We start from the raw sequence: 18,029 nt of genomic DNA on the forward strand, positions 1-18,029 counted from the left end.
GCGGCACCCTCCTCGCCCACTCGGCCACAGACCGGGTGCCGGATCCGCCGACACCCGCAGCTCCGGCCTCCACACTCGACATCGAACCCGAACCACGTGCTTCCGAGGCGGAGTTGGACGCCTCCCCGGCGCCTGCGGCAACCGCCGCGCCTCCCGCTGCCCGGCCTGCGCCTGGACCTACGCGGGCGACACCTACCACCTCATCCGCGCGGGCCTGGCCGGCGACGACCGCCGAGACGTCTCCGCCACCGTCCGGGATCACCCGCGGGTCTTCGCCACGCTCACCGCTCCATCGTTCGGCCCGGTCCACAACCGCCCCGACCACGGCACCTGCCGCTGCGGCAAGCAGCACGCCACCGACGACCCCGCGCTCGGAACCGCCCTGGACCCGGAGACGTACGACTACGCGGGCGCCGTCCTGTTCAACAACCACGCCGGACAGCTCTGGCAGCGCTTCACCACCCGGCTCCGCCGCGAACTCGCCGTCCGCGCCGGCCTTTCCCGCCGCGAGCTCGCCGACCACCTCCGCGTCTCCTACGGCAAGGTCGCCGAGTTCCAGAAGCGCGGTGCCCTGCACTTCCATGCCGTGATCCGGCTCGACGGCCCGGAAGGTCCCGAAACACCGCCGCCCGCCTGGGCGATCGTCGACCTCCTTGCCGACGCCATCCGTGCCGCCGCCGCGCACTCCTACACATCGGTCTCGGTGCCGGCCGCCGAAGACCAACCGGCCCGGACCTTCCGCTGGGGCACCCAGCTCGACGTCCGGCCGGTGAAGGCGTTCGGCGACGGATCCGAGACCACCGAACAGGCCGTCGCCTCCTACGTCGCCAAGTACGCCACCAAGGCCGCCGAGAACACCGGCACCCTCGACCGCCGCATCGGCGAACTCGCCGAGCTCGACCGCCACCGAGTCCCCGACCACACCTGCCGCCTCATCGAGGCCTGCAAGCTGCTCGACCCGCTCTACCCCGACCGGCAGCTGTGGGCCTGGGCGTACATGCTCGGCTTCCGCGGTCACTTCTCCTCCAAGTCGCGCCGCTACTCGACGACGCTCGGCGCCCTCCGCCAGGCCCGCGCCGACTACCGCGCCGCCCAGGAACGCGAAGCCCTCGGCCCGGACGACGTCGAGCCGGACACCGTCCTCGTTCTCGCCGACTGGCAGTACGCCGGACACGGCCACACCCCCGGCGAATCCGCCCTCGCCGCCACCATCGCCCGCGACCTCCAGCTCAACCGCGAAACCGCCCGCGAAGCCCTGCAAGACCAACTCACGAACGAAGGGACGTGCTGACCATGGCCTCAGAGCTGCCGAACCGGTTCCTGACCCCTGAGGACCTGGTCGAGATGTTCGAACTCCCCAGCGTGGAGACCGTCTACCAGTGGCGCCGCAAGCGCACGGGCCCCCGTGGCTTCCGCGTCGGCCGGCACCTCCGCTTCGACCCGATCGACGTGCGCGCGTGGGTCGACACCCAGCTGGCGGAGGCTGTCTGATGGCCGAACACATCCAAGACCGCTGGTATCGGACCGAGGTCGGCCCGGACGGCAAGACGCGCAAGGTCAAGACCGAGCATCAAGGCCGTGAGTGAGTACCTGGGGCACTCCGACCCGGGGCTGACGCTGCGGGTGTACGCGCACCTGATGCCGTCAAGTCAGGAGCGTACGAGGAAGGCCGTGGACCGGTTGCTTCTTCCCGCTCCGCGCGAGCCTGACGGCCCAGTGACCCACACCAGGCCCCCTATTGGCGCTAAATGCGCTGGTAGGGGGCTTGTTGCTGCCGGATCAAAGCCAGTCCTCCGGGCTTAGGCATGGCTTTATCAGTGTCGCAGATCGACTGGGGAGGACGATTCCCCCGACGTCGGGTGGCCCACAGGCCGTCGAGGAGCCGCCTGACCGCCGCAACAGCGCGGTCCCAGCGGCGGTGTATCGACACCGTGCCTCCCTCCCGCGCCGGCGACCGCCCGCCATCAGGCGGGCCCCGCTGCAAGCAGCAGCCAGGTGGACGCGGTCGCCGGTCAGTGCCCCGAACTTGTCAGCACCCGGGGCGCGACGAGCGTACCCAGGTGTCCGCGCGCAGGGCACCGGGTTTTGAACGGAAAGGGCCCGCCACCCCCGAGGGCAGCGGGCGTCCGCATCAGGGGGCGGCGATCAGCCGGACCCAACGAACAGCACCAGCAACAGCCACACCACCGGAGCCGTCGGCAACAGCGAGTCCAGCCGGTCCATGATGCCGCCGTGGCCCGGCAGCAGCGTGCCCATGTCCTTGATGCCGAGGTCCCGCTTGATCATCGACTCGCCGAGGTCGCCCAGCGTGGCACTCGCCGCGACCGCGAGGCCGAGCAGCAGACCCTGCCACCACATGCCGTCGTCGATCAGGAACTGCATGCACAACGCACCCGCCACCATGGCGAAGCTGACCGCGCCGAGCAGCCCCTCACGGGTCTTGCCGGGGCTGATGCGCGGGGCGAGCTTGTGCCGGCCGAAGCGCCAGCCGACGGCGTACGCACCCGTATCGCTGACGACCGTCAGCAGCAGGAACATGAAGACCCGGCGCGGACCGTCCTCGGCCGTCAGCATCATCGCGACGAACGTCGCGAGGAACGGCACGTAGAAGGCCGCGAAGACTCCCGCCGTGACGTCCTTGAGATAACCCTCCGGCGGTTCCGTCATCCGCCAGACCAGGACCGCGAGCGCGGTGAGCGCCATCGCCACCCAGGCGCCCTCGGCCCCGCGCACATACCCGGCGACGACCATCGCCGCGCCACCGACCGCGAGCGGCACGATCGGCGCCTTGATGCCCTTGCGCTCGTCGAGCCGTTTGGTCAGCTCCCACAGGCCCACCACGACGGCGACCGCGACGACCCCGACGAACACCGCCTTGACGATGAACAGAGACGCGACGATCACCGCGCCGAGTCCGACTCCGACCCCTATCGCGGCGCCCAGGTCGCGGCCCGCGCTCTTCTTCTGCGGTGCGGGCGCCGGCTGTGGGGCGTCGTGCATGGGCTCCGGATTCTGCGGCACTGCCGGATGGGGCTGCGCCGTCGGGCTCTCGTCGCGGAACAAGGGGCCGCCCAGCCGAGCGGCCCCCCGGTCGTCGTCCTGGTCCCCGCCGTGGGCGGACACGTCGGGCACGATGGGCATGGGGCGAGTCTGCTGCGCGTTGTGCGCATCGTACGTGGGACCCGCCGGGGCGGCCCCCGGGACAGGCCCCCCGTCGGACGGCGCCCAGTACCCGGCGTGCGGCGGCGCTCCCCAGGAAGAGTCGTTCATCAGACCTCGAGCAGCTCAGCTTCCTTGTGCTTGAGGAGCTCGTCCACCTGAGCGACGTACTTGTGCGTGGTGTCGTCGAGCTCCTTCTCCGCACGGCGGCCCTCGTCCTCGCCGATCTCGCCGTCCTTGATCAGCTTGTCGATGGCGTCCTTGGCCTTGCGGCGGACGGAGCGGATGGACACCTTGGCGTCCTCGCCCTTGCTCTTGGCGACCTTGATGTACTCGCGGCGGCGCTCCTCGGTGAGCTCGGGGAACACCACCCGGATGATGTTGCCGTCGTTGCTCGGGTTGACGCCCAGGTCGGAGTCCCGGATCGCCTGCTCGATATTGCGCAGCGCGCTCTTGTCGAACGGGGTCACGACCGCCATGCGCGGCTCCGGCACGGAGAACGAAGCCAGCTGGTTGATCGGCGTCGGCGCGCCGTAGTAGTCGGCCACGATCTTGTTGAACATCGCCGGGTGCGCACGGCCGGTGCGGATCGCGGCGAAGTCCTCCTTGGCGACCACGACGGCCTTCTCCATCTTCTCCTCGGCCTCGAGGAGGGTCTCTTCGATCACCACTTGCTCCTGCGTGTCTTGAGTAGGCCCGGCTGCGGTTCCTTGTCGGGGCCGGCGGCCGGCTGCGTCGCGTCTTCTTCCTGCACGGTTCCCGACCGGCAGGTCATTGTCCATCCCCTGGCCAGGGTCCGTTCCCTCCGTCCCTCGGACAGGTGTCCTCCCGCGGACGGAGGCACCGGTCAGTCCCGGCTGCCTTGGTCACCCACCAGCGTGCCGATCTTCTCACCCTTGACGGCGCGGGCGATATTGCCCTCCTTCAGAAGCTCGAAGACCACGATCGGAAGCTTGTTGTCGCGGCACAGCGTGATGGCGGTGGCGTCGGCGACCTTCAGGTCCCGCGTGATGACCTCGCCGTAGCCGAGGGAGTCGAACTTGACGGCGTCCGGGTTGGCCTTCGGGTCGGAGTCGTAGACCCCGTCCACACCGTTCTTGCCCATCAGCAGGGCCTCGGCGTCGATCTCCAGGGCGCGCTGGGCGGCGGTGGTGTCGGTGGAGAAGTACGGCATGCCCATACCGGCGCCGAAGATGACCACACGGCCCTTCTCCAGGTGCCGTACGGCGCGCAGCGGGATGTACGGCTCGGCGACCTGCCCCATGGTGATGGCGGTCTGCACCCGGCACTGGATGCCCTCCTTCTCCAGGAAGTCCTGGAGGGCGAGGCAGTTCATCACGGTGCCGAGCATGCCCATGTAGTCGGAGCGGGCCCGGTCCATGCCGCGCTGCTGGAGTTCGGCGCCACGGAAGAAGTTGCCGCCGCCGATGACGACCGCGATCTGCGCGCCGTCGCGTACGACGGCCGCGATCTCACGGGCGATGGCGTGCACCACGTCCGGGTCGACGCCCAGGCCCCCGCCGCCTGAGAAGGCCTCTCCGGACAGCTTCAGCAGAAACCGGCCGCGTACTTTGCCGTCGTCGCTCTTCTCGACGCTGGTGGTCATGGGGATCTCCTCGTGGTGCACATACGAAGAAGGCCATTGCCGGTGGTGGGTTTGCATCCCATACGCGGCAATGGCCTCCTCGTCAGATCTGCTGTCGTCCGCCACACGCGCGGGCGGGGCTGCCTGCGCGAGCGACACGGACGACTGCACCCGACCCTATCGGGATCGGGTACCCGTCGCTGTACGGACTCAGATGCCGACCTTGATGCGCGTGAAGCGCTTCAGGGTGACACCGGCCTCGTCCAGGACCTTCTGGACCGACTTCTTGTTGTCGAGCGCGTACGGCTGGCCGAGCAGCGTGGCGTCCTTGAAGAAGCCGTTCAGCCGACCCTCGACGATCTTGCCGATCGCGGCCTCGGGCTTGCCCTCGGCGCGGGTGGTCTCCTCGGCGATACGGCGCTCGGTCTCGACGACCTCGGCCGGCACGTCCTCCTTGGAGAGGTACTTCGGCGCGAAGGCGGCGATGTGCTGGGCGATGCCCTTGGCGACCTCGGCGTTCGGCTTGTCGAGCTCGACGAGGACACCGATCTGCGGCGGCAGGTCGGGCATCGTGCGGTGCATGTACGCGGTCACGAAGCCGTCGGAGAACCGCGCGAAGCGGTCCAGGACGATCTTCTCACCGAGGTTGGCGTTGGCCTCGTCCACGAACGCCTGGACGGTCTTGCCGGGCTCGATCTCGGAGGCGAGCAGGGCCTCCAGGTCGGCCGGGGAGGTCTTGGCGACGTGCTCGGCGATGGCCTGGGCCACGGCCTGGAACTTCTCGCCCTTGGCGACGAAGTCCGTCTCGCACTTCAGCTCGACGAGGACGCCGGAGGAGTTGTCGTCGGCGATGATGGAGACCACGGCGCCGTTCTCGGCGGAGCGGCCCTCGCGCTTGGCGACGCCCTTCTGGCCCTTGATGCGGAGCGCCTCGACGGCTTTCTCGACGTTGCCCTCGGCCTCGTCCAGCGCCTTCTTGCAGTCCATCATGCCGGCGCCAGTGAGCTCACGGAGCTTCTTGACGTCGGCGGCGGTGTAGTTCGCCATGAGTCTGTGAATCTTTCTCGAAGTCTGGAAGATCGAAGATCTGCGGGGTTCTGCGATCCGCATGCATCTGCAGATCTACGACACTCCGCTGACCTACGGGTGAACGGCGGGAGCGGTCTTCATGCACCGCTCCCGCCGTCAACGCTGACGGGACGGTCAGGCCTGCTCGCCCTCGGTGGCCGGAGCCTCAGCGGCCGGAGCCTCGGCAGCCGGCGTCTCCGTGGCGGGAGCCTCGGCGGCAGCCTCCGCAGCCGGAGCCTCCTCGGCCTTCTTCTCACCCTCGAGCAGGTCGCGCTCCCACTCGGCGAGCGGCTCGCCCGCGGCCTTCTCGCCCTTGCCCTCCGTCGCCACGCCGGAACGGGCGATGAGGCCCTCGGCGACGGCGTCGGCGATCACACGGGTGAGCAGGGTGACGGAGCGGATCGCGTCGTCGTTGCCCGGGATCTTGTAGTCGACCTCGTCGGGGTCGCAGTTGGTGTCGAGGATCGCGACGACCGGAATGTTCAGCTTCCGGGCCTCACCAACGGCGATGTGCTCCTTCTTGGTGTCCACGATCCAGACGGCGCTGGGCACCTTCTGCATCTCGCGGATACCACCGAGGGTCTTCTCCAGCTTGGCCTTCTCGCGCGAGAGCACGAGAAGCTCCTTCTTGGTCAGACCGGAGGCGGCGACGTCCTCGAAGTCGATCTGCTCGAGCTCCTTGAGTCGCTGCAGACGCTTGTAGACGGTCGAGAAGTTGGTGAGCATGCCGCCCAGCCAGCGCTGGTTGACGTAGGGCATGCCGACGCGGGTGGCCTGCTCGGCGATGGCCTCCTGCGCCTGCTTCTTCGTGCCGACGAACATGACCGTGCCGCCGTGGGCGACGGTCTCCTTGACGAACTCGTAGGCGCGGTCGATGTACGACAGCGACTGGAGCAGGTCGATGATGTAGATGCCGTTGCGCTCGGTGAAGATGAAGCGCTTCATCTTCGGGTTCCAGCGACGGGTCTGGTGACCGAAGTGGACGCCGCTCTCCAGCAGCTCCCGCATCGTGACGACGGCCATGGCCGTTCTCCTTGTGTTTCTCGGTTGTGCCGCGGATGCCGGACGGCTCCCGCGCCTGACGCCCACATGCGCCTTGCCACAGAGGGACCGAGGGGCGCTGATCCGGACCGTTGACGGGCCTGGTATCGGGGCGTGCGAAGTCGACCCGGTGGCCCGGGTCGCCATCAGAAGTGTACGGGACCCAGGAGGTCCCGGGTGACGCCGCTGTCCACAACCCGGGAGTAATCCACAGGTTTCGGCCGGGATCGACGAGAGTGCGGCACGGTTCTCGCATGCGAGCGATGCGATATGTGCGAGGTGTACGAGCGACGTGGGCGATGCTGCTGGGGCTGACGCTGACCGTCCTGGCCACCGCGGCCCGGGCGGACGACCCGCCACCGGCCGCGCCGCCGAGGGCGGACGCCCCGGTACCGGTGGTCGGCCGTACGTGGCCGGTGGGGTTACGTCCCCCTGTGCTACGCGGCTGGGACCCCCCTGCCACGCCGTACGGCCGGGGCCACCGGGGCGTGGACCTGGCGGCCCCGCCCGGGACACCGGTACGGGCGGTCGCGGCGGGCCGGGTGTCGTTCGCGGGGCGGGTGGCCGGAAAGGGGGTTGTAGCGATCGAACTCACGGGGACCGGCGACCCGCCTCTCCGAACGACATACGAACCGGTCCATGCCTCGGTCAAGAAGGGAGACGAGATCGAGCCGGGCGAGCCGGTGGGCACGGTGGAGCCGACGGGCTCCCACTGCACGATCACATGCCTGCACTGGGGCCTCCGCCGAGGCGAGGCCTACCTGGACCCCCTGTCCGTCCTCCCACCCTGGCTCCTACGCAACGGCCCGTCCCGCCTCCTACCGGTACTCGGGGTACCGCTGCCACCGACATAGCTGCGGACCGACATAGCTGCGGGCAGTCGTGCCTCCCCCAGTGCCTTATGGGCCTGGGGGACCCCCAGGGCGATGGGGGTCCCCCCCACTCGAGCGAAGCCGAGAGTGGGGGGTGGGCGCAGCGGCACCCCGCCAACGCCGGCGAGTGCCCAACCGCCCCGCATCCGCCCACGCTCAGCCCCGAACCCCCCGCAACACCATCCCCACCGCAGCCTCCGCGATCACCCCCGGCTCCTCCGCCGCCCCCAGCTCGATCCGCCGCACAGCCGCGTCCACAACCCCCTGCAGCAGCATCGCCGCCAACCGCGGCTCCGCATGCCCCATCTCCCCCAGCGCCTCGACGATCATCGAGACCAGCCCCCCGTGCGCCGCCCGGATCTTCTCCCGCGCCCCGGCATCCAGCTCACTGGCCGAAATCGCCACCACGGCCCGATGCCGCCGGTCCCCGACGAGCTCCAGCTGCTTGCGCACATACGCCTCGACCTTGGCCTCCGGCCCGTGCGCCCGCTCCATCGCCGCCGACACTTCCGCCGCCCAGACCGGGAAGTCGACCTCACACAGCTCCTCGACCACGGCGGCCCGTGACCGGAAGTACTCGTACACGGACGACCGCGCAAGCCCCGTCCGCTCGGCGAGGGCCGGGAAGGTCAGCGCTTCCGTCCCACCCTCGGACAGCAGGGAACGAGCCGCGTCCAGCAGGGCGGCTCGCTGCATCGACCGGTGCTCGGCCACGGAGGCCGCTCGAATCCTTGGCACGTCGACCACTTTACGGACGCGGCACCCGGGGCGGGAGTGAATCGCGTCGCCCCGTCGGCGTTCGACCAGGTCAACGCCCGAAGCCTGCCAGTTTCGCGCGCAGCTGGAGCACGGACTTGGTGTGGATCTGACTGACCCGGCTCTCGGTCACCCCGAGCACATTGCCGATCTCGGCGAGCGTGAGCCCCTCGTAGTAGTACAGCGTGACCACGGTCTTCTCCCGCTCGGGCAGCGTGTTGATCGCCCGCGCCAGGAACCGCCGCAGCTCCCGGTCCTCGGCCACCTCCACCGGATTGTCCGCGGCGGTGTCCTCCAGCGTGTCCATGACGCTCAGCCCGTCGCCGCCGTCGCCCCCGACGTGCAGCAGCTCCTCCAACGCCACCACGTTGGCCAGTGACAACTGGCTGAATACCGCATGCAGTTCGTCGACCGCCATGCCCAGCTCGGCGGCCACCTCGCTCTCCGTCGGCGTCCGCCGCAGCCGTGCCTCCAGCGTCGCGTAGGCCCGCTCCACATTGCGCGCCTTCTGCCGCACGGACCGCGGGATCCAGTCCAGCGCCCGCAGCTCGTCGATCATCGCGCCGCGGATCCGCGTGATCGCGTACGTCTCGAACTTGATCTCCCGGTCGATGTCGAACTTCTCGATCGCGTCGATCAGCCCGAACACCCCGGACGACACGAAGTCCGCCTGCTCGACGTTGGGCGGCAGCCCCACGCTCACCCGCCCGGCCACGTACTTCACGAGCGGCGAGTAGTGCAGGATCAGCTGCTCCCGCAACCGCTCGTCCCCCGTCGCCTTGTACGACCGCCACAACTCGTCGAGCGTCGAGGGAGCGGGCGGTCGCACGCTGCCACCGTCACGGGCGGCTGGGGGGATCGCCGCCCGGTCGGACCCGGAGGTGTGCTGGGGCATTCGTCGCCTTGTGCCGTTCTGCCGTGAAGGGTGGTGCCTGGGGGAGCTGTCGGTCTGATGTCGAGTTGCCGGACTGTGCCGGGATCCTTGTGAGCGTAGCGTGACTGAAGAGTCGCGGTGTGCGAAGGACGGGGCCGGACCCATGCGCAGATACGTTCCGCCGGGTGCCCCGTAGGGTCATGGTGGTCGCTCTCCGTGACCGCCAGGACCCGTCAACTGCGGGATTTCCCAAGGGCGTCGAGTTTTCCCTCGGACGGCCGAACACGCACGGTCAGCACGGGCTCCGACCGCCTTGAACGGAGATCATGGCCTGGCGTGTCAACTTCCAGCCGTCGCCGTGTCGTTCGACGTAACCAAGTGCTCTGAGTTCGTACAGTCTCGCGATCGCGTCATCCTCCGTCGTCGGCGTGCCGCGTGCGATCTCTTCGGCCGTGGCGGCTCCGCGGGCGGGCAACGCGGCCAGGACGCGCCGTGCGCCGGGCGCCAGCAGATCCCGCGGCAGCACCGGTCCTCGGCGGTCCGGGGCCAGCTCCCCCATGTCTCCGACGAGTTCCACCACCTCCGCCGCGTCGGTGACCAGCGTCGCGTCCCCGCGCAGCAGTTCGTGTACGCCTGCCGACAATCCACTGGTGGTCGGCCCGGGCACCCCCATCGTGTGACGCCCCAGCCGTTGCGCCGCCCGCGCCGTGACGAGTGAGCCACTGCGGTAGGCGGCCTCGACGACGACGGTTCCCCGGGTGAGCGCGGCGATCACTCTGTTTCTGACGATGAACCGGCTCGGCGTCGGATGATCACCGGGCGGCAACTCGCCGACCACCAGCCCCTGGTCTGCGATCCTGGTGATCAACTGGGTGTGGCCGCGCGGGTAGGGCCGGTCGACCCCGCAGGCGAGGACGGCGACGGTGGCACCACCGGCGCCGAGGGCACCGCGGTGAGCGGCGCCGTCCACGCCGTAGGCGCCGCCGGACACCACCACCCAGCCGCGCTCCGCGAGGCCGGCCGCGAGGGTGACGGCCATGTGCGCGCCGTACTCGGTACAGGCCCGGGCACCCACGAGGGCGACAGATCTCAGCGCCCACATCCGCAGACTGGGCCGGCCCCTGATCCACAGCCCGAGCGGCCTCGCCTCCCCCAGGTCGTCCAGCTGCCCCGGCCACTCCGCGTCTCCCGGGCACACAAACCGCACGCCGGCGTCCCGCGCGACGCCGAGATCGCGCTCCGGCTGGGCCAGCCTGGCCCGCGCCAGCAGCCCGGCCCACCGCTTCTCACTCACCCCTGGCAAGGGCCTGCCACCCTCCCGCAAGCGCCATACCACCTGCCCCACCCCGAACTCCCGCACCCACCGCCCGGCAACCTCGTCACCGGGCTCGATGACGCGGGTGAGGAAGACACGGGAGAGCAGCTCGTCGTCCGGATCGCTGCCGCCGCTCATGTCAGCGCCCCGATGGCCATCGGCACACCGCGCGGCACTCCCGTACGCAGTTGCAGCGCCAGGGCGACGTCCGTCGCGTCGGGCCGGTCGTGTCCCACGAGGTCGGCGACGCTCCAGGCGACCCGCAGCACCCGGTCGATTCCGCGTGCCGTCAGCGCGCCCCGCTCCAAATTGCGTTCCGCCTCGTCCATCGCGCCGGTCGCGGCGTGCCAGCGGCTGCGCAGCTCCCGGCCGGGCACCTCGCTGTTCGTCCGCCAGGGCGTACCGGCGAAGCGTGCTGCGGCCCGCTCCCGCGCCGCCCGGACACGGTCGGCGACCGTCGCCGTGGACTCGCCCCGCACACCGCGGTCGGCGAGCTGGGCGCGGGTGACGCGGTCCACCTCCACTCTGAGATCGACCCGGTCGAGGAATGGTCCCGAGAGCCGGGCCTGGTAGCGGCGGATCGCCGAGGGCGGGCACTCGCACAGGCTGTCGTTCTGCGAGAAGCGGCCGCAGGGGCACGGGTTCGCGGCGAGCACCATCAGGAACCTCGCCGGGAACCGCACCACCCCCGCACTGCGGGCGATCACGACATGCCCCGACTCCAGGGGTTGTCGCAGGGCGTCGAGCGCATGGCTGCTGAACTCCGGCGCCTCGTCGAGAAAGAGCACCCCTCGATGGGACAGCGACACGGCGCCGGGGCGGGCCATCCCCGGGCCGCCGCCGACCAGCGCCTGCATGGTGGCCGAGTGGTGCGGGGCGCAGTAGGGAGCGGTGTCGATCATGGGTTTGCCCGGGGGCAGCAGGCCCGCCACGGAGTGCACCGCCGTCACCTCCAGCGACTCCTCGCGGCCGAGCCTGGGCAGGACGGCGGGCAGCCGCTCCGCGAGCATCGTCTTCCCGGCACCGGGCGGTCCCGACAGGAGGAGATGATGTCCGCCGGCCGCGGCGACCTCCACAGCGGTCCGGGCCGAGGTCTGTCCGACGACGTCGGCGAGGTCGTGGTCCTGGTCGTGCTGCGCGGTGCCGGAGCTGTGCATGCCCGTCGCCGCGCCGGTGCCGGGAACCCGCAGGCCGGCGAGCAGTGGATCGGGACGTCCCGGTTCAGCCGGTTCCTCGTCGGGGAGGGGCTCGTCCGCCAGTACGGCGATCAGCTGGCGCAGACTGCGCACACCCAGCACGGACACTCCGGGCACCAGGGAGGCCTCGGCTGCCGCGCACTCCGGCACGACCACCTGCTCATAGCCCGCGTCCGCCGCGGCGAGCACGGCCGGCAGAGTGCCCCGTACCGGCCGCACCCGTCCGTCCAGGCCCAGCTCGCCGATCATCACGATGTCGGCGAGCACCCGCGGATCGATCCGCTCGCAGGCGCCCAGCACCGCGCAGGCGACGGCCAGGTCGAAACCACTGCCCGCCTTCGGTACCGACGCCGGGCTGAGCCCGACCGTGAGCTTCTTCTGCGGCCACTCGCCCCCGGAGTTGACCACCGCCGCCCGCACCCGGTCCCGGCTCTCCGTCAGGCTCTTGTCCGGCAGTCCCACCAGCGTGAACGCGGCGACACCCGGTTCGAGGTCGGCCTGGACCTCGACGACCACGCCCTCGACCCCGACGAGGGCGACGGAGCACGTACGTGCGAAGCCCATCTCAGGCCACCCCCCGCGCGTGCTCGACCACGGCCGCGCCCCGGTCGGGCAGGACGACGCCGACGAGGTCGATACGGACGCCGCCGGGCGGTGCTCCCCCGTGTTCCTGCAGCCAGCGTTCCGCCAGGCCGCGCAGGCGTGCCGCCTTGGCCGGTGTGATCGCCGCCATCGGATGCTGGAAGGGACCCGACCTGCGGGTCTTCACCTCGCAGACGACCAGGACATCACCGTCCCGCGCCACGATGTCGATCTCTCCGGTCCTGCCGCAGCGCCAGTTGCGCTCCAGGACCGTCATACCGGCCGTGACCAGCCGCCGAGCGGCCAGCTCCTCTCCGTACCTGCCCAGTGCACTGCGTGCCAGATGCGTGTTCATGTCGGCACCACCTCCGGCGCCAACCGTCACGCATCCTCCACCAAGAAGTGGATCTTGGTGGGTTACTCAGCAGTTGTGGACAACGTCGTCACCCACACGAGCGACAGCGATCATCGATCACCCGCTCGGGAGCTCCAGATCGCTCTTGTTCAGCTCCTCGATGTTCACATCCTTGAATGTGAGGACCCGGACCTGCTTCACGAACCGGGCCGGTCGATACATGTCCCACACCCAGGCGTCCGCCATCGACACCTCGAAGAACACTTCGCCCTGAACCGAATGCACCTGCATCTCGTAGTCGTTGGTCAGGTAGAAACGCCGCTCGGTCTCGATCACGTATTTGAACAGACCGACGACATCGCGGTACTCCCGGTAGAGCTTGAGCTCCATCTCGGTCTCGTACTTTTCGAGGTCCTCGGCGCTCATGGCATGTTCCCCTTCAGCCGTGCGATCCCACCATTGTGCGCCAGTCTCGTGAGCCCCTAGACGATTTCCGTGTCGAGGATCTCGGGCCTGGCAGGGGGACCTTCGTCGAGCAGTCTGCGCAGCAGCTCGGCGAGTCTGGTCGGATACACCGTCTCATGCGCCCGGCTCAGTTCCTGCCACGTCCACCACCGCGCACCCACGACACTGCGTCGCTCCAGCTCGGTGAGACCCAGGGCCTCGGTCGTCGTCTGGTTCGTCCGGGCCAGGTAGTACCACTCGTCCTGGTCCCAGCGTCGGCCCGCGAACGGGAACGAGCACATCCGCCGCCACAGCACCGGGCCCAGCTCGACGGCCGTGATTCCGGTCTCCTCCGCGAGTTCCCGCACAGCGGCCTCCTCGCGGGTCTCGTCGCCCTCCAGGCCGCCGCCAGGAGTGAACCACCAGTCGTCGGCGGGATCGTCCGGCTCGTGGCCGTGCAGCAGCAGGATGCGGTCCTGGGGGTCGAGCAGCACCACCCGGGCCACCTTGCGCACCTCGTTTTCATGCGCGGCTCGCCTCCGGGGCGCTCCAGCCGGTGTCGAGGGCGCGACCGTGCTCAGCCCTTCGGGCCTCCTCGCTCCCCCACTCTCGGCTTCTCCCCCACGCTCGGCTTCGCTCGCGCGGGGGGACCCCCATGCCTCCTCGACACCGACGCGCCCCTTCGGCTCGCTCGCGGTGCCGCCCAGGCCCTCGGAGGAGCCTGCTCCGGCATCCGTCGCCTCAGCGGACACCGGCAGGCTCCGTCCGCGGGCGGCTACGGCCCGCCATGCGCTTGGCGAGCGGACCGTACGCGGCGCCCCCGAGCACCAGCACGGCTCCGACGACGATCATGGCGCCCATCGTACGGAGCGGGCCGGGCGTGGACAGGTCGCCGAGCGCCTCGAAGCCGACGGGGCGTTCCAGCATGCCGTCCATGGGCCAGACGACGGCGTCCACCCGCGCGGACACGGCGTCGCGCGACACGGTGCCGCCGGCGGCGTCCGCGAGGTGGGCGGTGGAGTCCAGGGAGCCGTGCCGCTCGTCACCGAGCAGGAACAGCCGCCCGTCGGGCACGGTCACGGTCGGGAAGTTCGCGACTTCGGCGGCCTGCCCCTCGGGCAGATACGGTTCCTCGATCTCCTTGCCGTCGACGGTCAGCTTCCCGTCCCGGCAGCAGGAGACGGTGTCCCCGCCGACCGCGACCACGCGCTTGACCATCGGCGCGTTGCCCCAGGTCACGTCCTTGAAGACGACGACGTCACCGCGGCGCACGTCCGCGCTGTCGACCCGCTCGGCCAGCACGCGGTCGCCCACGTCGATAGTCGGTGCCATGGAGCTGGTGGGCACGGTGTACGGGCGGTAGACCACCGCTCCCCAGCCGAACCCGCCGAGGAACAGCACAAGGCCCAGCGCGACCGCCAGGCCGGACAACCGCTGTCCGATCCGGCCGCCCACCGGGCCACTGCTCGCCCCGCCGCTCTGCGGGGCCGTACGTGTCGCGCTCTCGCCACCCATGGACCCGCACCCTACCCGGCGGTACCTGACCGGGTCAGCCCTTCCGTTCTCCGGCCGAGGTCAGAGGTCCGCGGGCTTCACCAGGGCCGGTCAGCGCGTCTGTGCGACGGTGAGCCGGCGGCGGCGCCACAGGGCCACCGGCACGACCCCGGCGAGGGCCAGGGCGTTCGGGGCGGCGGTCAGGGCCGCGGACGCGGAGGACTGGTCGCCCAGACTGGGCTGGTCGAAGGTGTCCGGGACCGGGAGCGTGCCCCAGCGGTTGATGGGCCACGCCTTGACGATGGCGCGTCCGACGACCTTCTCCACCGGGACCATGCCGTTGTTGGCGTCACCCTGGTGGTAGCGCGAGTCCTCGGAGTTCTGCCGGTGGTCGCCCATGACCCAGATGAAGCCCTCGGGGACCTTCACCTCGAACTGCCCGCCCTGGTCGTCATTGCTGCACGGCGTGTTGCCGGGGTACACGTACGACGTCTCGTTCAGCGCCTTGCCGTTGACCTTGAGCGGGCCGGTGCCCTGGCACTCCACCGTGTCGCCGCCGACACCGATGACCCGCTTGATGAGGTCCTTCTCCTCCGCGGACGGCATCAGGCCGATCCAGGTGAGAACCGTCTGCAGGGCGTTCGGATTCGTCGTCGGCTGGCCGGCCAGCCAGTCGTCCGGGTCGTGGAAGACGACGACCTCGCCGCGCTCCGGCTCGGACCCGAACCACGGGGTGAGCTTGTCGACGAGAACACGGTCCCCCTGCTGGAGGGTGTTCTGCATCGAGTCGGAGGGGATCGAGAACGCCTGCACCAGGAACGTCTTGATCAGCAGCGCCAGCACCAGCGCGATACCGATCAGGATCGGCAGCTCCTTCCAGAAGGAGCGCTGTTTCTTCGGCTGCTTGAGGGCCGGGCCGCTCGGCCCCTGGTCCCCGGCCTGGTCCTGCTCGTCCGTCACCCTGTCGTCCTCAGCCGCTGTTGTGTCACTCCCTGCGGGAGGGACGTTGCCCGGGGCCGTGGGGGCTGCCTCCACGGGCTGTCCGCGGTGCTCCTCGCCGTCGTTCCCGGACCGTGCACCAACCGCCACATCCCCCACGCCAACTCCTTACTCTGTGCCGCCGCCTGCCCCATGCACGGCGCAGGCCCACCACTCCCATAACGAGCGGGAGTTCCGCAGGGCTCGGGAGCTGGATCGTTCCGTTCGGATCCTCGGAGGCAACCCTATGCGACGGTTGGGGAGCAGCGGTCGACCCGGAGGCCGAGTCGGACACGGAAGCGTAGGTTTTCGGTTCCTCCAGGGTGGTCCAGTGGCCGAGCGGCCAGGCGATGACGACGGCGCGTCCCACCACCTCCTCCTCGGAGACGGTGCCGCCGTAGTCGGTGTCCTGGTGGGAGCGGGAGTCCGCGGAGTTGGACCGGTGGTCGCCCATCACCCACAGCCGGCCTTCCGGCACGGTGATGTCGAACGGGGTCGCGGACGGTTCGTTGCCGGGAAAGAGATAGTCCTCGACGAGGGGAACGCCGTTGACCGTGACCCGCCCTTGCGCGTCACAGCACTTGACGCGGTCGCCGCCGACACCGACGACCCGCTTGATGAGGTCCTTCTCGTTGTCGGAGGGCAGCAGGCCGATGAAGGTGAGGCCTTCCTTCACCTGCTTGACGACGACCGGGTCTTCCTTCTTCTGGGTGGGCTGCTCGTCCTTGAGCCAGCCACCGGGGTCCTTGAAGACGACGACGTCACCGCGCTGCGGTTGGGAGCCGAACCAGGGGGTGAGCTTGTCGACCAGGACGCGGTCACCGATCCGGATCGTCTGCTCCATGGAGCCGGACGGGATCACGAAGGCCTGCACGAGGAAGGTCTTCAGCACGAGGGCTATGAGGACGGCCACCCCGACCAGGAGCGGGATCTCCTTTATCGCCGAGCGGCGCCGACGACGCTTGACCTTGCGCTGGAGCTTGCGCCGCTCGGCGCGGGTGCGGCCGCCGGACGGGCCGGCGGCCCGTCGGGTGCCGGTGGGCAGCAGATTGTCGGCGGCGCTGCTGGGGACGCCGCGCGGTTTGCCGCGGTTACCCATGGGCACCGTCCGCCGCGGGCACGCGCACGTAGGCGCCCGATCGGTGCAGGCGGGTGAGGTGGCCGACGGGCCAGACGATCCAGTCGGCCCGGCCGATCACGTCACCGACGGGCACCATGCCGCCGCCCGGTGAGCCCAGATGGTCGCGGGAGTCGCTGGAGGCGCTGCGGTGGTCGCCGAGGACGAACAAGGTGCCGTCGGGCACGACGACGTCGAAGGGCACCGTGGACGCGCTGTCGCCGGGGTACAGGAACGTCGACTCGTCGACGGACCGGCCGTTCACCTGGAGCCTCCCCTCCTTGTCACAGCAGACCACGCGGTCTCCCCCTACACCCACGACGCGTTTGATGTAGTCGGCGTTCCCGAAGTGTCCGGTGCCGTCGAACACGACCACGTCACCGCGCCGCGGTTCGGCACCGAAACGGTACGCCAACTTATTTACGAGAACGCGGTCGCCGATCCTCAATCCGCGCTCCATGGATCCGCTGGGGATCTGGAAAGGCTGCACCACAAAGGTGCTGAGCAGCAGCAGAAACAGCAGGCAGATCAGCGCGGTCAGCGTGATCCGCCCGCCGGGGACCCAGTCGGTGATCCGCGACACCAACGCGAAACGCGACCGTTTCTCCGGCCCCTCTGTGTCCGGGATCTCCTCGGATCCGGAGGGGCGGGAGGAGCGGTCGCGCTCCGTCGGCTGTGCTTCGGTGTTCATCGGGGCCAGATGCTATCCGGCCCCGCTTCGAACGCCGGGAAGCGCTCAGCTCTCGCGCTTCTCCTTGATCTTCGCCGCCTTGCCGCGCAGGTCGCGCAGGTAGTACAGCTTGGCGCGGCGGACGTCACCCTTGGTGACGAGCTCGATCTTCTCCACGATCGGGGTGTGCACCGGGAAGGTGCGCTCGACGCCGACGGAGAAGGAGACCTTGCGGACCGTGAAGGTCTCGCGCACGCCGGAACCCTGGCGGCGGATCACCACGCCCTTGAACTGCTGCACACGGGAGCGGTTGCCCTCGATGACGCGGACGTGGACGTTGACCGTGTCGCCCGGGCGGAAGGCCGGGACGTCGCTGCGCAGCGACGCGGCGTCGACGGAGTCGAGCAGGTGAGACATTTCGTCTGCTTTCTTCGCTGATGCCACAGGTCATCAACGGAAACTAGGTTTTCCGGGTGAGCGTCATGCTGGTCGGAGCGCGCGTCGTGTCCCCCTGTGGCAGGGG

General features: G+C 69.9%; 19 protein-coding genes and 2 pseudogenes. 4 read left to right on the forward strand and 17 right to left on the reverse strand.

Features of this window, described 5'->3' with window-relative positions; translation table 11 throughout:
- Positions 1–28: 28 nt before the first annotated feature.
- From repSA to ACTWQJ_RS10915, 3 genes and pseudogenes are all read left to right on the forward strand, one after another.
- Positions 29–1,291, forward strand: a pseudogene (repSA, locus tag ACTWQJ_RS10905) (replication initiator protein RepSA); the annotation flags it as partial.
- 2 nt (positions 1,292–1,293) lie between these two features.
- Positions 1,294–1,491: a helix-turn-helix transcriptional regulator gene (locus ACTWQJ_RS10910; RefSeq protein WP_443306430.1), complete on the forward strand. Its 198-nt coding sequence runs from the start codon at positions 1,294–1,296 to the stop codon at positions 1,489–1,491.
- A gap of 75 nt (positions 1,492–1,566) precedes the next feature.
- Positions 1,567–1,803 (forward strand): annotated as a pseudogene (locus ACTWQJ_RS10915) (hypothetical protein); the annotation flags it as partial.
- Between the two features lie 342 nt (positions 1,804–2,145).
- On the opposite strand, the gene ACTWQJ_RS10920 reads toward ACTWQJ_RS10915, so the two are convergent.
- The 5 genes from ACTWQJ_RS10920 to rpsB all read right to left on the reverse strand — a co-directional run bounded on the left by ACTWQJ_RS10920 (position 2,146) and on the right by rpsB (position 6,835).
- Positions 2,146–3,270, reverse strand: a complete 1,125-nt coding sequence (locus tag ACTWQJ_RS10920) for a phosphatidate cytidylyltransferase (protein WP_443306431.1) — start codon at positions 3,268–3,270, stop codon at positions 2,146–2,148.
- Complete coding sequence (frr, locus tag ACTWQJ_RS10925) at positions 3,270–3,827, reverse strand: ribosome recycling factor (protein WP_059422066.1); 558 nt, start codon at positions 3,825–3,827, stop codon at positions 3,270–3,272. The genes ACTWQJ_RS10920 and frr overlap by 1 nt, the downstream gene beginning before the upstream one ends.
- A gap of 179 nt (positions 3,828–4,006) precedes the next feature.
- A complete protein-coding gene (pyrH, locus tag ACTWQJ_RS10930) occupies positions 4,007–4,765 on the reverse strand; it encodes a UMP kinase (protein WP_224735224.1) in 759 nt (252 codons plus the stop codon).
- Between the two features lie 189 nt (positions 4,766–4,954).
- A complete protein-coding gene (gene tsf / locus ACTWQJ_RS10935) occupies positions 4,955–5,791 on the reverse strand; it encodes a translation elongation factor Ts (protein ID WP_443306432.1) in 837 nt (278 codons plus the stop codon).
- A gap of 156 nt (positions 5,792–5,947) precedes the next feature.
- A complete protein-coding gene (gene rpsB, locus ACTWQJ_RS10940) occupies positions 5,948–6,835 on the reverse strand; it encodes a 30S ribosomal protein S2 (RefSeq protein ID WP_443306433.1) in 888 nt (295 codons plus the stop codon).
- A 272-nt stretch (positions 6,836–7,107) separates the two neighbouring features.
- On the opposite strand from rpsB, the gene ACTWQJ_RS10945 reads away from it, so the two are divergent.
- Positions 7,108–7,707 carry a M23 family metallopeptidase gene (locus ACTWQJ_RS10945; RefSeq protein WP_443306434.1) on the forward strand — a complete coding sequence of 200 codons (600 nt, stop codon included), beginning with the start codon at positions 7,108–7,110 and terminating at the stop codon, positions 7,705–7,707.
- 174 nt (positions 7,708–7,881) lie between these two features.
- On the opposite strand, the gene ACTWQJ_RS10950 is transcribed toward ACTWQJ_RS10945, so the two are convergent.
- The 12 genes from ACTWQJ_RS10950 to rplS all read right to left on the reverse strand — a co-directional run bounded on the left by ACTWQJ_RS10950 (position 7,882) and on the right by rplS (position 17,923).
- Entirely contained in the window at positions 7,882–8,439 is a 558-nt protein-coding gene (locus ACTWQJ_RS10950; RefSeq protein ID WP_129801653.1) for a TetR/AcrR family transcriptional regulator, read from the reverse strand.
- 94 nt (positions 8,440–8,533) lie between these two features.
- On the reverse strand, positions 8,534–9,376 hold the full coding sequence (whiG, locus tag ACTWQJ_RS10955) for an RNA polymerase sigma factor WhiG (RefSeq protein WP_129801604.1): 843 nt from the start codon (positions 9,374–9,376) through the stop codon (positions 8,534–8,536).
- Between the two features lie 271 nt (positions 9,377–9,647).
- Complete coding sequence (gene dprA, locus ACTWQJ_RS10960) at positions 9,648–10,808, reverse strand: DNA-processing protein DprA (RefSeq protein ID WP_443306435.1); 1,161 nt, start codon at positions 10,806–10,808, stop codon at positions 9,648–9,650.
- Entirely contained in the window at positions 10,805–12,430 is a 1,626-nt protein-coding gene (locus ACTWQJ_RS10965) for a YifB family Mg chelatase-like AAA ATPase (protein WP_443306436.1), read from the reverse strand. The genes dprA and ACTWQJ_RS10965 overlap by 4 nt, the downstream gene beginning before the upstream one ends.
- A gap of 1 nt (position 12,431) precedes the next feature.
- On the reverse strand, positions 12,432–12,833 hold the full coding sequence (locus ACTWQJ_RS10970) for a YraN family protein (RefSeq protein WP_443306437.1): 402 nt from the start codon (positions 12,831–12,833) through the stop codon (positions 12,432–12,434).
- 87 nt (positions 12,834–12,920) lie between these two features.
- Positions 12,921–13,229 carry a DUF2469 domain-containing protein gene (locus ACTWQJ_RS10975; protein WP_003993268.1) on the reverse strand — a complete coding sequence of 103 codons (309 nt, stop codon included), beginning with the start codon at positions 13,227–13,229 and terminating at the stop codon, positions 12,921–12,923.
- A 56-nt stretch (positions 13,230–13,285) separates the two neighbouring features.
- Positions 13,286–13,762, reverse strand: coding sequence for an NUDIX hydrolase (locus tag ACTWQJ_RS10980; protein WP_443306438.1), 477 nt, complete (start codon positions 13,760–13,762; stop codon positions 13,286–13,288).
- A 226-nt stretch (positions 13,763–13,988) separates the two neighbouring features.
- Positions 13,989–14,762: a signal peptidase I gene (lepB, locus tag ACTWQJ_RS10985; RefSeq protein ID WP_443306439.1), complete on the reverse strand. Its 774-nt coding sequence runs from the start codon at positions 14,760–14,762 to the stop codon at positions 13,989–13,991.
- A gap of 90 nt (positions 14,763–14,852) precedes the next feature.
- Positions 14,853–15,839, reverse strand: a complete 987-nt coding sequence (lepB, locus tag ACTWQJ_RS10990; protein WP_443306440.1) for a signal peptidase I — start codon at positions 15,837–15,839, stop codon at positions 14,853–14,855.
- Positions 15,727–16,818, reverse strand: coding sequence for a signal peptidase I (lepB, locus tag ACTWQJ_RS10995; RefSeq protein ID WP_443306441.1), 1,092 nt, complete (start codon positions 16,816–16,818; stop codon positions 15,727–15,729). Before lepB (ACTWQJ_RS10995) ends, lepB (ACTWQJ_RS10990) begins: the two co-directional genes overlap by 113 nt.
- On the reverse strand, positions 16,811–17,527 hold the full coding sequence (lepB, locus tag ACTWQJ_RS11000; RefSeq protein ID WP_443306442.1) for a signal peptidase I: 717 nt from the start codon (positions 17,525–17,527) through the stop codon (positions 16,811–16,813). The genes lepB (ACTWQJ_RS10995) and lepB (ACTWQJ_RS11000) overlap by 8 nt, the downstream gene beginning before the upstream one ends.
- Positions 17,528–17,572: 45 nt before the next feature.
- Positions 17,573–17,923 (reverse strand): 50S ribosomal protein L19, encoded by a 351-nt coding sequence (rplS, locus tag ACTWQJ_RS11005; protein WP_385512896.1) that lies wholly within the window; start codon positions 17,921–17,923, stop codon positions 17,573–17,575.
- Between the last annotated feature and the right edge of the window lie 106 nt (positions 17,924–18,029).

Origin of the sequence: Streptomyces sp. KR55, from assembly GCF_052245645.1 — a bacterium.
GTDB lineage: Bacteria > Actinomycetota > Actinomycetes > Streptomycetales > Streptomycetaceae > Streptomyces > Streptomyces flavusporus.

Coding starts and splice junctions, on each gene's coding strand:
- ACTWQJ_RS10910 (WP_443306430.1), top strand. CDS start 1,294: ATGGCCTCAGAGCTGCCGAACCGGTTCCTGACCCCTGAGGACCTGGTC.
- ACTWQJ_RS10920 (WP_443306431.1), bottom strand. CDS start 3,270: ATGAACGACTCTTCCTGGGGAGCGCCGCCGCACGCCGGGTACTGGGCG.
- pyrH (WP_224735224.1), bottom strand. CDS start 4,765: ATGACCACCAGCGTCGAGAAGAGCGACGACGGCAAAGTACGCGGCCGG.
- tsf (WP_443306432.1), bottom strand. CDS start 5,791: ATGGCGAACTACACCGCCGCCGACGTCAAGAAGCTCCGTGAGCTCACT.
- rpsB (WP_443306433.1), bottom strand. CDS start 6,835: ATGGCCGTCGTCACGATGCGGGAGCTGCTGGAGAGCGGCGTCCACTTC.
- ACTWQJ_RS10945 (WP_443306434.1), top strand. CDS start 7,108: ATGCGAGCGATGCGATATGTGCGAGGTGTACGAGCGACGTGGGCGATG.
- whiG (WP_129801604.1), bottom strand. CDS start 9,376: ATGCCCCAGCACACCTCCGGGTCCGACCGGGCGGCGATCCCCCCAGCC.
- dprA (WP_443306435.1), bottom strand. CDS start 10,808: ATGAGCGGCGGCAGCGATCCGGACGACGAGCTGCTCTCCCGTGTCTTC.
- ACTWQJ_RS10965 (WP_443306436.1), bottom strand. CDS start 12,430: ATGGGCTTCGCACGTACGTGCTCCGTCGCCCTCGTCGGGGTCGAGGGC.
- ACTWQJ_RS10975 (WP_003993268.1), bottom strand. CDS start 13,229: ATGAGCGCCGAGGACCTCGAAAAGTACGAGACCGAGATGGAGCTCAAG.
- lepB (WP_443306439.1), bottom strand. CDS start 14,762: ATGGGTGGCGAGAGCGCGACACGTACGGCCCCGCAGAGCGGCGGGGCG.
- lepB (WP_443306441.1), bottom strand. CDS start 16,818: ATGGGTAACCGCGGCAAACCGCGCGGCGTCCCCAGCAGCGCCGCCGAC.
- lepB (WP_443306442.1), bottom strand. CDS start 17,527: ATGAACACCGAAGCACAGCCGACGGAGCGCGACCGCTCCTCCCGCCCC.
- rplS (WP_385512896.1), bottom strand. CDS start 17,923: ATGTCTCACCTGCTCGACTCCGTCGACGCCGCGTCGCTGCGCAGCGAC.